Raw genomic sequence first — 14,869 nt, 5'->3', positions numbered from 1 at the left:
CCGGCCGAGTGGACCTAGGCTGACACGGTGAGTCAGGAGCACATGCGGGCGTCCGACGCCGATCGCGAGAAGATCATCGACCGGCTGCGCCTCGCTATGAACGAGGGCAGGCTGTCGCTCGCCGAATTCGACGATCGGCTGCAACAGGTATACGCCGCCAAGACCTACGGCGAGCTGACGCCGCTGCTGTCCGACCTTCCCGCACAACGGGAAGCACGGCCCGTGCGCGCCAAAGGCATCCCGCAGTGGATCACGATCATGTGGACGCCGTGGGTGTTCGTGAACGCGCTGTGCGTGGCGATCTACCTGGCCACCGGCGCGGGCTACTTCTGGCCGTTCTGGGTCGCGGTGCCGTGGGGTCTCGCGCTGCTCATCCCGACCACGATCGGCATCGTCACCCGCAAGAACAGCTGAAACGACAGCGCCCCGTGGCCCATCGGCCACGGGGCGCGGCGTCGTAGCTCAGGCGCCGATCAGGTGCTGGGCCAGGTAGCCCTCGACCTTGTCCAGCGCGATGCGCTCCTGGGTCATCGTGTCGCGTTCGCGGATGGTCACCGCCTGGTCGTCGAGCGTCTCGAAGTCGACCGTGATGCAGAACGGCGTGCCGATCTCGTCCTGGCGGCGGTAGCGGCGGCCGATGGCGCCCGCGTCGTCGAACTCGACGTTCCAGTGCTTGCGCAGCTGCGCGGCCAGGTCTTTCGCCTTCGGCGTGAGATCGGCGTTGCGCGACAGCGGCAGCACCGCCGCCTTCACCGGCGCGAGGCGGCGGTCCAGGCGCAGCACCGTGCGGGTGTCCACGCCGCCCTTGGCGTTGGGCGCCTCGTCCTCGGCGTAGGCGTCGACCAGGAAGGCCATCAGCGAGCGGGTGAGGCCCGCCGCCGGCTCGATGACGTACGGGATGTAGCGCTCGTTGGTGGTCTGGTCGAAGAAGCTCAGCTCGGTGCCGGAGTGCTCGGAGTGCGTCTTCAGGTCGAAGTCGGTGCGGTTGGCGATGCCCTCCAGCTCACCCCACTCGTTGCCCTGGAAGCCGAAGCGGTACTCGATGTCGGTGGTGCCCGCCGAGTAGTGCGAGAGCTTGTCCTTCGGGTGCACGAACAGCCGCAGGTTCTCCGCGTCGATGCCGAGGTCGGTGTACCAGGAGAACCGCGTCTCGATCCAGTACTTGTACCACTCCTCGTCCTCGCCCGGCTTGACGAAGTACTCCATCTCCATCTGCTCGAACTCGCGGGTGCGGAAGATGAAATTGCCAGGGGTGATCTCATTGCGGAAGCTCTTGCCGATCTGCGCGATGCCGAACGGCGGCTTCTTGCGCGCGGTCGTCATCACGTTGGCGAAGTTCACGAAGATGCCCTGGGCGGTCTCCGGGCGCAGGTAGTGCAGGCCCTCCTCGGACTCGATCGGGCCGAGGTAGGTCTTGAGCATCATGTTGAAGTCGCGCGGCTCGGTCCAGCGGCCGACGGTGCCGCAGTTCGGGCAGGCGATGAGCTCCATCGAGACCGTGTCGGGGTCGTCGATCTTGTTCTTCAGCGCGTACGCCTCCTGCAAGTGGTCCTGCCGGAAGCGGTGGTGGCAGTTGAGGCACTCGACCAGCGGGTCGTTGAACACGCCCACGTGACCGGAGGCGACCCAGACCTGACGGGGCAGGATCACCGAGGAGTCGAGACCGACGACGTCCTCGCGGGCGGTGACCATGGCGCGCCACCACTGCTTCTTGATGTTCTCCTTGAGCTCGACGCCCAGCGGCCCGTAATCCCACGCCGACTTGGTGCCTCCGTAGATCTCACCGCACGGGTACACCAGACCCCGGCGCTTGGCGAGGTTGGCAACGGTGTCCACCTTCGACTTGGGTGCCACGCGAGAATTCTCCATCCACTGCGAGTCGGAATTTGCCTTGCATGAACACAATAGTTTTGTGTCATAGCCGCGATTGCGCCCAGCCTATCGGCAGCGTCCGCGGCGGTTTCAACCGCACGGTTCGGCGCGCCCGTTTGACATGCGCACCTGTGCATACGCAAACTGGTAATGCTTTCCATTAAGGAGTTGGTGACATGACCGCCGAGACCGCCGCGGCACCGCCGCACAACCCGTATCGGTCGCCGGGACCGGCGCCGGTACCCCCGCGAACCGTGCTGGAGGACGCGGGTGAGCTGTTGCGGGCGCTGGCCGCGCCGGTTCGGATTGCTATCGTGCTGCAGTTGCGCGAATCACCGCGGTGTGTGCACGAACTGGTCGACGCGCTCGGTGTCACGCAACCACTGGTCAGTCAGCATCTGCGTATCCTCAAGGCCGCCGGTGTCGTGCACGGTGAGCGTTCGGGTCGCGAGGTGCTCTACGAACTCGTCGACGACCATCTGGCGCACATCGTCGTCGACGCCGTCGCGCACGCCGAGGAAGGGTGATTCGTGCCAGACAACACGGCCGTTCCGCAGAAACCGGTCGGCATCCGCAGCACCAGGCAGCGCAGCGCCATCGCCGCGCTGCTCGGTGACATCGACGAGTTCCGCTCCGCCCAGGACCTACACGACGAGCTGCGCAGACGCGGCGAGGGCATCGGGCTGACCACGGTCTACCGGACGCTGCAGTCGCTGGCCGACGCGGGCATGGTCGATGTGCTGCGCACCGACTCCGGCGAGTCGGTCTATCGCCAGTGCTCCACCGGCCATCATCACCACCTGGTCTGCAGGCATTGCGGTCGCACCGTGGAGGTGGAGGGCCCGACGGTGGAGGCGTGGGCCGAGGCGATCGCGGGCGAGCACGGCTTCACCGAGATCAGCCACACCCTCGAGGTGTTCGGCACCTGCACGGCATGCGGGACGGCGCGCCGACGCGACCGGTGATCGCACCGATTCCCGGCGTGTCGGGTTAACGCGGCTGCGACCAGCGGAGATTCACCGGCGAGATCCTCGGAAACCCGGGCCGATCCGGGCTCGATACGAAGGATCCGCCATCTGCTGGGGAGGCAGCGTGTCAACGATCACCGACTCATCCGTACGCCCGGTGCGCCGCCGGGCCGTGACCGTCGCCGGGGCCGCGCTCGTCGTGGCCTCGGCGTTATTGCTTTCGGCGTGCCAGGACGAGGACGGCACTCCGGTGGCGGTCTCGTCGACCACCGCGACCGGAGTGGCCGCGGAGCCGGGCGGGGCGAACGGGCAGTCGACCGTCCGCACAGTCGGCAAGACCGGCTGGTACGACGGATTCGACATCACCGTGGACAAGGCGACCGTGGCGCCGGACGAATACGGCGGCGCGAAGGTGCGCGTCGACATCACCTACAAGAACACCACTCTCGACAACCACACGCTGAGCATCACGCCGTCGCTGCTGGTCGGCAAAGAGGTGGACGGCGGCGCGATCTTCGACAGCCCGACGGTGCCCGGCAACGGCTCCGCCACCGGCACCGCGACCACGTCGTTCAAGTCGGCCAAGGACGCCGAGCACCTCATCGACACGATGACCGTCGTGTACGGGTCGGCCGCCGACAACCAGACCAAGATTCCGCTCGCCGCGGCGGGCAAGGTGGACAGCGTCCAACCGAAGGCGCTGGCCGTCACCGGCACCCTCGTGCAGGACCAGACGACCATTCAGGTCACCGGCGGACGGATCAGCCCGAGCTACACCAAGGACGAGAACGGCAAATCCGATCTCGCACTGCGCATCAAGCTCGTCGGCGGCCCCGGCATCGCCGCGGGCGGCACGAACATCTACTACGACTACTTCACCGTCCGGACCCCTGACGGCCAGACCGTGGCCGCCGACATCCGCGGCCCGATCAACGAGTTGCTCAACGCGAACGAGACCATCGACAACCCGAAGAACTACGTGGTCTTCGTGGTGCCCTCCCCTGGCACCGGCCCTTACACGGTGACGTACAACGCCCAGAAGCAAGAGGGCGCCGCCACCGCACCCACCCTGTCGTTCACGGTGGGCTGAGCCGACCACCCGGACTCGTGGCGCCACACGAGGACGAGAACAGCTGCGGCCCGCCGTCACCGCGCTGACGGCGGGCCGCCCTCCCGCGAGGGCGACCCGCCGCGGTGACGGATTCAGCCGACCGGGATCGCGTCTCGGTCCGCGGCCTGCGCCTCGGCCGGACGACCGCGCACCGCCGCCCCACCGAGCAGCGCGAGCGCGACCGCGCTCCAGATCAGCAGTACCAGTAGCGGTCCGCTCGCGCCGGTGCCGTCGAAGAACGCGACCGAGCGCAGCAGCGACGCGGCGGCGCCGGGCGGCAGCCACTGGCCGACGGCGCCCCACGGCTGCGGCAACAGCTCCGGCGCCGACGTGGCCGCGGAGAACGGGTTGCCGACCAGCAGCATGGTGAGCGCGGCGATGCCGATGCCCGCTCGCCCGAGTACGGCGGCGAGCCCGACCACCGCGCCCGCGACCGCGAACGACACCAGCCCGCCGACCGCCGCGAGCACCGGATACGGCCCGGGCACCACCGACAGCCAGCCCTGGATGATCGCCATGCCGAGCAGTCCGCCCGCGACGCCGAAGGTGGCCAGTCCGAGCACTTTGCCGCCGATCGACGGGACCAGCAGTGCCAGGAGCACACCCGCCGCGATGCCGGACATCACCAGCGGCAACACCATCGCGCCGAAGGCCGCGCCCCGTGGATCGTCGGAGTCGGCCGCCACCACGTCCTCGACAGCAACGGCGGGCGCGCCGGAGAGCTGCTGCCCGATCTGGGTGAGTTGCTGTGCGACAGCGGGACTCGCGCCGGAGGCGACCAGCATACGCGGCGGTCCGTCGCCGGTGACGATCGCTCCGTAGACCTCCCGGTTACGAATGGCGGCGCGGGCGGCGGCCTCGTCCGCGGGCGCGCTGATCTCGAAGGCGCCCGGACTGTGCTCGGCGAGCTTGCCGGTGACTATCGCCGCCTGCGGACCGGTGACGGCCAGCGGCAGGTCACGGGGCGCGATGTGCGCGGCGGGCCAGGCGAACGCGATCAGCATCAGCGCTTGGAGCAGGGTGGCGCCGAGGCCCAGAGCGAACGCCCGCTGCGTGGTGTTCATGCCTTCTCCCTAAAAATCGAATGCTCGTTCTTTTTAGTTGCGCCTACCGTCGCACGGGGTCGTCCGGTTGTCAAGAACGGATATTCGTTTTATTTTGGGCTCATGCCCCGAGTCAGCGAAGAACACCTGGAGCGCCGCAGGCAGCAGATCATGGACGCCGCGCGGCGCTGCTTCGCCCGCAAGGGGTTCTACGAGACCTCCATGCAGGACGTGTTCACGGAATCAGGGCTCTCGGCCGGTGCGGTCTACCGCTACTTCAAGAGCAAGGACGAACTGATCACCGCGCTCGCCACGGAGACGACGGTGGCCTTGCGCATCGCCATGGACGAGGCGATCCGCCGCGATCCACTGCCCACGCCCGCCGAACTGATCACCATGATCGCCGAGGAGGTGGTGCGGCGCAGCGGGCCCGACGGGCCGGTGCGACTGGCGCCGCAAGCCTGGGCCCTGGCCCTGGTGCATCCCGGGGCGGCGGTGATGGTCCGCGAGACGATGCTCGCGATGCGCGCGCTGTGGGTGACCTACGCCGAACGGATGCGCGACAAAGGCTGGCTACCCGCAGACGCCGATGTCGACGCCGTGGCCAAGGCGATCATCGGACTGCTGCCGGGATTCATCCTCCAGCACCTCATCCTCGGCGATCTCGACCCGCAAACGCTGGCGCTCGGTGTGCGCACCCTGCTCCCCTACGGCGAGCCCGCGCGTCCGGCAGTCGGCTGACCCGCCCGTCACAGCCAGCCGAGACGTTCGGCCGCGCGCACCGCTTCCGCGCGCGTGCTCGTGCCGGTCTTGCCGATCGCCGACGAAAGGTGGTTGCGCACCGTGCCTTCCGACAGGTGCAACCGCTTCGCGATGGCGCTCGCGGGCGCACCGTCGGCCGCCGCGACGAGCACCTCGCGTTCTCGCGCGGTCAGCGGGGAGGTGCCCGCCGTCAACGTTTCCGCGGCCAGGCCCGGGTCGATCACCCGCAACCCCATCTGTACGCGCCGCACGGCGTCGGCCAATTCCCTGGCCGGAGTGTCCTTGACGACGAAACCGCTCGCGCCCGCGTCGATCGCGCGGCGCAGATAACCGGGCCTGCCGAAGGTGGTGACCATCAGAATCCGCACGTCCGGGTGGGCGGCGTGCAGTTTCTCGGCCACCGTGATGCCGTCCATCCCGGGCATCTCGACGTCCAGCAGCACCACGTCGGGACCGGTCCGCTCGACCGCGTCGAGCACCTCGTCGCCACGCCCGACCTCGCCGACCACCTCCAGGTCGTGCTCCAGCCCGAGCAGCGCGGCCAACGCGCCGCGCACCAAAGCCTGGTCGTCCGCCAGCAACAGCCGGATCATGGCACCCGCTTCCTATTCCGGGATCGTGGCGCGAATGCGCACGCCCCCGCCCTCCGGCGTCGACAGCGTCAGTGTTCCACCCGCGGCGCGCACGCGCTCCCGCAGCCCGGCCAGCCCCGAGCCGGACGCGCTGTCGGCGGGGAGGCCGCGACCGTCGTCGACCACCTCGATGGACGTCGCGGTGACGGTCACGGCGCAGCGGCGCGCGGCGCTGTGCCGGATCACGTTGGTGACCGCTTCGCGCAGCACCCAACCCAGCAGTTCGCCCGACGGTGCGTCCGGCAGGCTCGCCGGTTCCGGCAGTTCCGCGTCGATGCTCGCGGCGGCCAGGGCGGTCCGCGCGTTGGCCAGCTCGCCGCGCAACGACACCTCCCGCAGGCCTCCGACGGTCTCCCGCACCCCGGCCAGCGCTTCGCGCGCGAGCCGTTCGATATCGGCCAGTTCGGTCCGCGCACGGTTCGCGTCGACGTCGAGCAGTCGTTGGGCGAGTTCGGTTTTCACGGTGATGACGGTGAGCGAATGGCCGAGGATGTCGTGCACGTCACGGGCGACGCGATTGCGTTCCTCGATGATCTCCAGTTCCGCGCGCTGCCTGCGAGCCAGCTCGGCGAGCCGGTCGCCGCGGAACCCGAGCTGTCTGGCCACCCACACGACCACGGGAATGAACGCGAGGTAGAACGGCGTCCCGCCCAGATGCCACGACGGCACCGCGAACGGGGCCACCAGCATGATCGTCATGATGACGACCACGACGACGGCGGAAGTGCGCAGCGGAAGCACGAACACGGCGACCACCGCGACATAGAGCGCCGTGGGCAGACCGTCCCCGCCGAGCAGCGCCCCCATCGTCACGGACAACGCCACCATCGCGGCCAGCAGCAGCCACGCCCTGCGGTCGACCGGTAAGTCGTCGGGCGCGCCGTCCTTGGCGTACCTGCGGAACGCGACGAACGCGACGATGATCAGCGCCGCGAACGCGAGCACGCACGCGATGGCCGCCACCGCCTGCGCGGGCTCGCCCTCGGCCCAGCGCCGCCTGATCGGTCCGATCAGATAGGCCAGCCAGACCAGCGACATGACAGCGCCGAACCAGCCCCTGCGCCGTCCATCGGGACCGAACGACTGCCAGTCGAGCATGCCGTCCACCAGACCGGCGGACCTTCTCGGCCGCGCGCCGCCCGCCGTCTTCACGTCCATGCGCCACCTCGCTGCGGCCGGGCGGGACGGAGGCGGCGGTGCACGGCTCGCCGGTCGTGGTCGATCATGGGAGGCGACGCTACCGGCACCGGTTCCCCCGGGATCGCGCATACGTGAGCAAATCCAGACCGCACGCGCTGTCCGCCGACGCCACGGAACGCCGTCCCACCGCACCGGCCGCGCACGGCGGAACCGGCCGTCCAGGTAGCCGACCGGTTGCGCGGCCGGCGTTCAGCGCGCGGTGTCACGCCGGAACAACGCGGCTCCACCGAACACGAAGACCGCCGACCAGACCGCGACGTCGACCACCGCCCCGAGGACCGACCCGCCGCCGGTGTCGCCGAACGGCAGCCGGGCCAGCGTGGCTACGCCGTTGGTCGGCATCACCTTCGACACGGTCGCGAACCAGCCGTGCAGCGGCATGAACAGTCCGCCCGCGAACGACAGCGCCGCCAGCACCGGACCGAGCAGTTGCATCACGTTCTCCGACGGCAGCAGATAGCCCACGAACAGGCCGAAGGCCGCGAACACGAGCGAGCCGACCCAGGCGAGCAGAAAGCACTCCACCCACGCCGCGGGCGCGAGGTGGGCGCCGAGCGTCGCGCCGACCGCGAACACCGCGGCCACCGAGACGAGCCCGAGCGCCATCGCGACCACGACCTTGACCGCGATGTACGCCACCGGCCGCAGCGGTGTGAGCCGCAACTGGCGGCTCCATCCCTGCGCACGCTCGACGGCGACCATCGCGCCGCCGCTGGTGGTGGCCAGCATCGCGCCGTACACCGCGATCGACACCATGACGTAGCCGGTCACGTTGCCCGAGCCGTAGGACTGGGTCCGGTAATCGGATTGCAGTCCGAAGATGACGAAAAACAACGGCGGCATGATCAGCGTGAAGATCAGGGTCCGCCGGTTGCGCAGCATGCGGCGCAGTTCCAGGCGCAGGAAGCCGAGGTTGAAGCCGCCTAGCGTGGTGGCGACGGGCCGGGAGACGAGTGTGGTCATGTCAGTGATCTCCTGCCGTGGTCAGCGCGAGGAAGGCGGTTTCCAGGTTGTGCGCGGTGATCTCCAGATCGACCGCGGCGGTGTGGTTCAGCAGGAATCGAGCGACGGCGTCGGAGTCCTTGGCACGCACCAGGATTCGGTCACCACGCAACTCGACGTCATCGACGCCGGGGATCACGAGCAGCCGGGCGGGGTCCGCGCCGGGCAGGGTCGCGGCGACGGTACGGCCCGCGGCCAGATTCTTGATCTCGGCCGCGCTGCCGTCGGCGATGACCCGGCCCGCGCGCACCAGCACGATGCGGTCGGCGTAGGCGTCGGCCTCGTCCAGATAGTGCGTGGCGAACAGGACGGTGCGGCCGCGCCGCGAATCCTCCCGCATCGCGTTCCAGAACTCCCGGCGCCCTTCGACGTCCATACCGGTGGTGGGTTCGTCGAGCACGATCAGCTCCGGGTCCGGCAACAGCGCCAGCGCGAACCTGAGTCGCTGGCGCTGGCCGCCGGAGCACTTGCCCACCATGCGATCGGCGATCCCCGCGATGCCCGCGCGGGCGAGCACCTCCTCGACGGGGCGCGGACTCGCGTGCAGCGTGGCCACCAGCCGCACCGTCTCCGCGACGGTGAGGTCAGGCAGCAGGCCACCGGATTGCAGCACCGCGGCGACGCGGCCTGCGGAGACGGCTCGCTCCGGCGCCGTTCCGAAGACCGCGACGGTGCCCGAATCCGGACGCGCCAGGCCGAGCAGCAGGTCGATAGTGGTGGATTTGCCCGCGCCGTTCGGACCGAGGAAGGCGACGATCTCCCCCGGCTCGATCACCAGGTCGAGCCCGTCGACAGCGTGCACCACGCCGGCCGGGGTGCGGAAACTCTTGCGCAGGTCGCGCAGCGCGACGGCGGGCGCGGGCCGCGTCGGACTCTGGACCGCGGTGGTTGTTGCTGAAGTCATGCCTCTACGGTCGCGGGAAACCCGCCCCGGAACCTCGCACGGCTGTCACGACTTCGACATGACAGATGTCATGCCCTCAGGGCAGCAGACCCTGCCTGGCCCGGCTCGCGTTGGACAGCACGAGCAGCAGCATGGTGGTGAGCGCCTTGTCGTCCAGCCCCGCGGCGGGGAAGGTGTAGCGCAAGATGACGTCCGCGAGCTTGCCGTGGCCGATCACGGTGAGTGAACCGAACTGCAGCGCGTTGTTGCGTTCGGCGACCCGCTTGTGCAGCTGCGGTTTCAGCTGACGATCCCAGGCCAGCACGCAGGTGAGGCTCAGCACGTCCAAGCCCGGCGCCAGATTCACCGCGCGCAGCGACGACAAGGCGCCCTCGTACTCGAAGCCGAGCGACCCTTCGGCATCGACGCGCACGTCGATGCCGTAACTCGACAGGCAGGCCCCGGCCCGTGCCTGCAGTTCCCGGTCCGGGGTCACCGCCGCGTCCATGTCCGCGCCCCCGCTCACTTCGTGCCGCCGAAACGGCGGTCCCGCGCGGCGTACTGAAGGCACGCCTCCCACAGGTTGCGGCGATCGAAATCGGGGAAAAGCGTGTCCTGGTAGACGAATTCGGCGTAGGCGGACTGCCAGATGAGGAAATTCGAGCTGCGGAACTCGCCCGAAGGGCGCAAGAACAGGTCCACGTCCGGCATGTCGGGTTCGTCCAGGTATTTCGCCACCGTCGCCTCGGTGACCTTCTCCGGGTCGATCTCGCCCGCCGCCACCCGGCGCGCGATCTCCCTTGCCGCGTCGGCGATCTCGGCGCGGCCGCCGTAGTTGACGCACATGGTCAACGTCATCACCGTGTTGTTCTTGGTGAGTTCCTGGGCGACCTCCAGTTCCTTGATCACGCTGCGCCACAGGCGCGGTCGCCGCCCCGCCCAGCGCACCCGGACGCCCATCTCGTTCATCTCGTCGCGGCGCCTGCGGATCACGTCACGGTTGAAGCCCATGAGGAAGCGCACCTCCTCGGGGCTACGCCGCCAGTTCTCGGTGGAGAACGCGTACGCCGACAACCATTTGACGCCGATCTCGATGCAGCCCTCCACGGTGTCCATCAGCACCGCCTCGCCACGCTCGTGCCCGGCGGTGCGCGGCAATCCGCGCTCCTGGGCCCAGCGCCCGTTGCCGTCCATGACGAGCGCGACATGGTTGGGCACCAGTTCCGGCGGCAGCTGCGGCGGCCGAGCTCCCGACGGATGCGGCGCGGGCGGACGCACGGCGCCCGCGGGCTCGGGGTCGGTCGCGGTGGCGGAGTCTCGGCGGAGGATCACGGCCTCTATCCTGCCTGATCGCCCGCGCCGCCCCCACTGCCCCGTTGCTTCCTCACGAATTCCACGGTTCCGACCGGCACCGGTGACTTATTCTTTTCCATATCGTGATACTGGGGAGGGGTTTCTCGAACGTGACCGATTTACCAGGGACCGGAACCGCGGCAGGTTTCCGCGCCACTCGTGAGTTGCTCGGCCTCCCGGTCCCGTGGTGCGCGCGGTTCTTCGCGGTCGCGGAACGCACCGTCGAGCGGTGGGAGAAGGGGGCCTTCCAGATCCCCGACATCGTGGCCCGCGAGCTCGCCGCCATCGCGGACGAGACCGAACAGGTGGTCGAGGCCATGGTCGATGCCATCGACGCCGGGGAGATCTCTCCTCGCCTACACACCTACCGGACCAACGACGACTACTCCAAGCACGAGCCGGACACCCGCTACCCGGCAACCTGGCATCGTGCCGTGTGCGCCCGCGTCATGAACGAGTTGCCGCAGGTAGAGCTCCAATTCGTGGAGTAGGCGGCTGCCTCGCCTTCGCTCGGCCCGGCGCGGGCTGAAGACGGGCCCCGCCCGACAGCGCCCTCCCCTGCGGCTGCCTCGCCTTCGCTCGGCCCGGCGCGGGCTGAACAACGGACTCCGCCCGACAGCACCCTCCCCTGCGGCTACCTCGCCTTCGCTCGGCCCGGCGCGGGCTGAAGACGGGCCCCGCCCGACAGCGCCCTCCCCTGCGGCTGCCTCGTTTCAGCTCGGCCCGAGGACGAGCCCCGCCCGGCAGCGCCTCCCCCGCGACTGCCTAGCCTCCACTCAACCTCGCGCGGCTACATGCGGGGTTCGCGCGGCTGTGTCCTTGGATCGCTCGATCAACGGCAGGGTGCGCAGCTGACGTTCCAGGTGCCACTGCAAGTGCGCCGCGACCAGCCCGCTGGCCTGCCTGCGCACCGCCTCAGGCGTCGCCTCGACCTGCTCCCACTCCCCGCGCAGCAACGCCACCAGCAGATCGAGCACCCCGGGGGCAGGCGTCGCCGCACCCGGTGGACGGCAATGCACGCACACCGCGCCTCCGGCCGCGACATGGAAGGCCCGATGCGGGCCCGGTGTCGCGCACTTGGCGCATTCGTCCAATGCGGGCGCCCAGCCCGCGAAACCCATGGCGCGCAACAAGAATGCGTCTAGGATCAGTTCGTGCGGGCGCTGTTTGGCCGCGATGGCACGCAGGGCGCTCGCGGTGAGCGCGTGCAGCCGGGGCGCGGGCGCACGCTCCTCGCCCGCCAAGCGTTCAGCGGTCTCCAGGATGGCGCACGCGGTGGTGTAGCACCCGTAGTCATCGATGATGTCGGCGGCGAACGCCTCCATCGTGTGCACCTGGGTAACGGTGTCCAGCGTGCGTCCGGGGTGCAGTTGCACGTCGATATAGGAGAACGGCTCCAACCGGGCCCCGAACCTCGATTTGGTCCGCCGCACCCCCTTGGCGACCGCGCGAACCAGTCCGTGCTGTCGGGTGAGCAGCGTGACGATGCGATCCGCCTCGCCCAGCTTGTGCTGGCGAACCACTACCGCCTCGTCCCGATACAGCCGCACCAGTGGAGTCTAATGCTGTGTTGTTTGGCCGCGCCTTCGCGCGGCGTGTTCGCGGCCCTCTTATGGCTCGCGTGTGCCGGTGTCGGTTTGACAACGCATCAACCCGGTGTGTTCGCCGCCTGCATCGCTCGTGCGGCGGCCGCTTGCTCCTCCGTCGCTTCGAGGCGGTCACTCTTGGGCGCGCCGAGTCGCGGCGGCGCAATAGGCGCTGACTTCACCCGGCATCGCGACTGGGCCCGCTGTGGTCACGCGTGAACGATTCGGCGCATGGACCGGCCGTCACCGGGCCAGGAAGTGCCAGCCGAGCCATGCCCACACGAGTACTGCGGCGATTCTCGTCGCCCGGGTGCCGGTCAGGTAGGCGATCGTCTCTCCCAGCGTTGCGATCAGGTCCCGGCGCAGGCGCGTGATCACTACTGCGGCGAGCGCGGCCGTCAGGAGCAGGGCGAATCCGAGGAGGACGGTGGTTCGATCGCTCATCCGGAGACCAGCCACCATCCGGCTGCGAGCCACAACAGCCATCCGGCGAATCGCAGCGGCCATTGTTCGAGCGCCGGGTCCAGCAGCGTGGACAGTGTCGGGTGTTCGTGGCTCGGCCGGTTCAGGGCGGGCTGCCGCAGAAGGGCGTAGACCTCCCATGCCGACGCCGCGACCAGCAGTGCCGACCACACGGCTGTGCCGCGCCTGAGCCGGGCAGTGGACGGGGGTCGCTCGATTCGCACGCGGAAGGCCAGCACCATCCCCGCGAGTGCCGCCACCGCCACCATCGCGGTTGCCTGCCAGCTGAACGGCCTGGTCGCGGCACCGCACGCCGCCAGCACTACCCACACCGCCAGCGGCGTCGCACGCCGTCGGAACCGATGCGCCGAGCGCGCTGGTTGCTCTGTCACATGCGCAGGATAAGACCCCGGTTGCCCAGAACGGGGCAGGCGGTTACGACCTGCGCGCGGATTTCCGGCGAGGCGACATCGCTTCCCCGCGGACCCGCGGTACCTCGCTATCGGCCGCGTTCACCCGTCGGCGCGCAGCAGCCCCGAGATCAGCAGCAGCACCGATTGCTGGGTCTGGGCGCGGGCGAGGTCGGGGTCTTCGGCGTGCGCGACGATCAGGGACGCCTCGCTGACCACGCTCACGACGAGCTGGGCCAGCACGGGAACGGGGGCGTCGGCGATCAACCCGGCGGCGCGGGCACGCTCGAGTTGCGCGGTGATCAGGCCTAGGCCGTGGGCGGATTCGAATTCGCGCCAGGCCTGCCAGCCGAGCACGGCGGGGGCGTCGGTGAGGGCGATGCGCAGCATCGCCGGACGCTGGCAGATCTCGAGGAACAGCGCGAGACCCGCCGCCATCCCGGCCATCACATCGTCGGAATCTACTGCGGCGATGGCGTTTTCGATCTCCTCGGTGATCTCCGCCTCGATCTGCTCCAGCACCGCGAGGAACAGTCCGCGCTTGTCGCCGTAGTGGTGGTGCAGCGCGCCCCGGGTGACGCCGGCCTCGGTGACCAACTCCTCGGCGGAGGCGCCCGCGAAGCCGCGCTCGGTGAACAGGCGGCGTCCCGCCTGTTCGAGCGCGGCTCTGGTCGCTCGGGAGCGGTCTTCCTGGCTACGGCGTGGCATGCAGCCGAGTGAACTCCAGAATCGATTCGGCGAGCAACTCGGGCTGATCTTCCGGCAGGAAGGTGTAGGAGTCGTCGATGAGCTTCAGCGTCGCGTCCGGCAGGTCGCGAGCCAGGCGTTCGGCGAACGACACGGGGAACAACCGATCCTCCCGCGCCCAGGCCAGCAGTACCGGAATGTCGACTTCGGCGAAGTGACGGGCGGCTTCCAGGGTGTATCGGCGATGCGCCGATTTCAGGAAGCGCCGCAGATCTTTCCGGATCGCGGCGGAGTCGCGGCTCGGCAGCAGGTAGGAGTCGACGATCTCCGGCGGGACCGGCCGTTTGGTGACCCAGCCGAAGGCCACCGGCAGCCGGTGTAGCGCGCGGATGCGCAGCAACTCGGTCAGCGGGCGCAGCGAGCCGGGAATCCTGGCCAGCAGCGGCAGCGTGGTGAACGGCTGCGGCAGGAAGCCCTCGTAGCTGTCCACCGAGGCGAGCACCACCCGGCCGACGCGGGAGCGGTCGCGGGTCAGCAACACCTGCGTGATCGCTCCGCCGGTGTCGTTGGCGACCAAGGTGACGTCGGTGAGGTCGAGGCGTTCGAGGAACGCGGCGATGAGATCGGCGACACCGGCCGGAGTCAGTTCCGCGTCCGGCACCGGGATCTCGTGCGAGCCGAGCGGCCAGTCCGGCGTCAGGCAGCGATACCCGGCCGCCGCGACAGCGGGCACCACCTTGCGCCAGAGGTCCGCGTTGACGAGCAAGCCGTGCACGAAGACGACAGGGGCGCCCGCACCCGTCTCGTGGTAGCGGATACGGCCGCCGGGCAGGTCCACATCGTGGGTGCGGCCTAGTGCTGTGCTGGTTGCCATGAGTCCTCCCAGTGGTCTCGGTTC

The 14,869-nt window shown here is 69.4% G+C and carries 19 protein-coding genes; 6 read left to right on the top strand and 13 right to left on the bottom strand.

Going from position 1 to position 14,869, the window contains the following annotated elements:
• Positions 1-27: 27 nt before the first annotated feature.
• Complete coding sequence (locus ACIHAX_RS12775; RefSeq protein ID WP_355072496.1) at positions 28-414, top strand: DUF1707 domain-containing protein; 387 nt, start codon at positions 28-30, stop codon at positions 412-414.
• A gap of 48 nt (positions 415-462) precedes the next feature.
• Here the strand turns inward: ACIHAX_RS12775 and ACIHAX_RS12770 are convergent, their stop codons facing one another.
• Entirely contained in the window at positions 463-1,854 is a 1,392-nt protein-coding gene (locus ACIHAX_RS12770; RefSeq protein WP_355072494.1) for a glycine--tRNA ligase, read from the bottom strand.
• 194 nt (positions 1,855-2,048) lie between these two features.
• On the opposite strand from ACIHAX_RS12770, the gene ACIHAX_RS12765 reads away from it, so the two are divergent.
• From ACIHAX_RS12765 to ACIHAX_RS12755, 3 genes are all read left to right on the top strand, one after another.
• Positions 2,049-2,399, top strand: a complete 351-nt coding sequence (locus tag ACIHAX_RS12765; protein WP_039796803.1) for a helix-turn-helix transcriptional regulator — start codon at positions 2,049-2,051, stop codon at positions 2,397-2,399.
• A 3-nt stretch (positions 2,400-2,402) separates the two neighbouring features.
• On the top strand, positions 2,403-2,837 hold the full coding sequence (locus ACIHAX_RS12760; RefSeq protein ID WP_355072492.1) for a Fur family transcriptional regulator: 435 nt from the start codon (positions 2,403-2,405) through the stop codon (positions 2,835-2,837).
• A gap of 127 nt (positions 2,838-2,964) precedes the next feature.
• Complete coding sequence (locus ACIHAX_RS12755; RefSeq protein WP_397277375.1) at positions 2,965-3,930, top strand: hypothetical protein; 966 nt, start codon at positions 2,965-2,967, stop codon at positions 3,928-3,930.
• A 113-nt stretch (positions 3,931-4,043) separates the two neighbouring features.
• Here ACIHAX_RS12755 and ACIHAX_RS12750 read toward each other — a convergent pair whose 3' ends face one another.
• On the bottom strand, positions 4,044-5,015 hold the full coding sequence (locus ACIHAX_RS12750) for a hypothetical protein (RefSeq protein ID WP_397277373.1): 972 nt from the start codon (positions 5,013-5,015) through the stop codon (positions 4,044-4,046).
• A gap of 102 nt (positions 5,016-5,117) precedes the next feature.
• Between ACIHAX_RS12750 and ACIHAX_RS12745 the strand changes: the two genes are divergently transcribed.
• Positions 5,118-5,735, top strand: coding sequence for a TetR/AcrR family transcriptional regulator (locus ACIHAX_RS12745; RefSeq protein WP_355072488.1), 618 nt, complete (start codon positions 5,118-5,120; stop codon positions 5,733-5,735).
• Between the two features lie 8 nt (positions 5,736-5,743).
• On the opposite strand, the gene ACIHAX_RS12740 is transcribed toward ACIHAX_RS12745, so the two are convergent.
• The 6 genes from ACIHAX_RS12740 to ACIHAX_RS12715 all read right to left on the bottom strand — a co-directional run bounded on the left by ACIHAX_RS12740 (position 5,744) and on the right by ACIHAX_RS12715 (position 10,805).
• The gene (locus ACIHAX_RS12740) at positions 5,744-6,349 is read right to left on the bottom strand and encodes a response regulator transcription factor (RefSeq protein WP_355072486.1); all 606 of its coding nucleotides are present in this window, start codon (positions 6,347-6,349) and stop codon (positions 5,744-5,746) included.
• A 12-nt stretch (positions 6,350-6,361) separates the two neighbouring features.
• Positions 6,362-7,546 carry a sensor histidine kinase gene (locus ACIHAX_RS12735; RefSeq protein ID WP_397277370.1) on the bottom strand — a complete coding sequence of 395 codons (1,185 nt, stop codon included), beginning with the start codon at positions 7,544-7,546 and terminating at the stop codon, positions 6,362-6,364.
• Between the two features lie 231 nt (positions 7,547-7,777).
• The gene (locus tag ACIHAX_RS12730; RefSeq protein ID WP_355072482.1) at positions 7,778-8,551 is read right to left on the bottom strand and encodes an ABC transporter permease; all 774 of its coding nucleotides are present in this window, start codon (positions 8,549-8,551) and stop codon (positions 7,778-7,780) included.
• 1 nt (position 8,552) lies between these two features.
• The gene (locus tag ACIHAX_RS12725) at positions 8,553-9,494 is read right to left on the bottom strand and encodes an ABC transporter ATP-binding protein (RefSeq protein ID WP_355072480.1); all 942 of its coding nucleotides are present in this window, start codon (positions 9,492-9,494) and stop codon (positions 8,553-8,555) included.
• 76 nt (positions 9,495-9,570) lie between these two features.
• The gene (locus tag ACIHAX_RS12720; protein WP_355072967.1) at positions 9,571-9,981 is read right to left on the bottom strand and encodes a YbjN domain-containing protein; all 411 of its coding nucleotides are present in this window, start codon (positions 9,979-9,981) and stop codon (positions 9,571-9,573) included.
• A gap of 14 nt (positions 9,982-9,995) precedes the next feature.
• Positions 9,996-10,805, bottom strand: a complete 810-nt coding sequence (locus ACIHAX_RS12715) for an isoprenyl transferase (RefSeq protein ID WP_397277367.1) — start codon at positions 10,803-10,805, stop codon at positions 9,996-9,998.
• Positions 10,806-10,936: 131 nt separating this feature from the next.
• On the opposite strand from ACIHAX_RS12715, the gene ACIHAX_RS12710 reads away from it, so the two are divergent.
• Entirely contained in the window at positions 10,937-11,317 is a 381-nt protein-coding gene (locus ACIHAX_RS12710; protein WP_355072476.1) for a DUF1870 family protein, read from the top strand.
• Between the two features lie 285 nt (positions 11,318-11,602).
• Here the strand turns inward: ACIHAX_RS12710 and recO are convergent, their stop codons facing one another.
• The 5 genes from recO to ACIHAX_RS12685 all read right to left on the bottom strand — a co-directional run bounded on the left by recO (position 11,603) and on the right by ACIHAX_RS12685 (position 14,845).
• Entirely contained in the window at positions 11,603-12,376 is a 774-nt protein-coding gene (gene recO, locus ACIHAX_RS12705) for a DNA repair protein RecO (RefSeq protein WP_397277365.1), read from the bottom strand.
• A gap of 279 nt (positions 12,377-12,655) precedes the next feature.
• A complete protein-coding gene (locus ACIHAX_RS12700; protein WP_355072472.1) occupies positions 12,656-12,856 on the bottom strand; it encodes a DUF6186 family protein in 201 nt (66 codons plus the stop codon).
• Entirely contained in the window at positions 12,853-13,266 is a 414-nt protein-coding gene (locus ACIHAX_RS12695) for a hypothetical protein (RefSeq protein WP_355072470.1), read from the bottom strand. The genes ACIHAX_RS12700 and ACIHAX_RS12695 overlap by 4 nt, the downstream gene beginning before the upstream one ends.
• Before the next feature lie 120 nt (positions 13,267-13,386).
• Positions 13,387-13,992 (bottom strand): TetR/AcrR family transcriptional regulator, encoded by a 606-nt coding sequence (locus ACIHAX_RS12690; protein WP_364438794.1) that lies wholly within the window; start codon positions 13,990-13,992, stop codon positions 13,387-13,389.
• Complete coding sequence (locus tag ACIHAX_RS12685) at positions 13,979-14,845, bottom strand: alpha/beta hydrolase (protein WP_355072466.1); 867 nt, start codon at positions 14,843-14,845, stop codon at positions 13,979-13,981. Before ACIHAX_RS12685 ends, ACIHAX_RS12690 begins: the two co-directional genes overlap by 14 nt.
• Positions 14,846-14,869 lie beyond the last annotated feature (24 nt).

Origin of the sequence: Nocardia sp. NPDC051929 (assembly GCF_044548645.1) — a bacterium.
Lineage (GTDB): Bacteria > Actinomycetota > Actinomycetes > Mycobacteriales > Mycobacteriaceae > Nocardia > Nocardia sichangensis.
The sequence above is the reverse complement of the archived record's forward strand: the minus strand, read 5'-3'. Positions and strand labels throughout refer to the sequence as shown.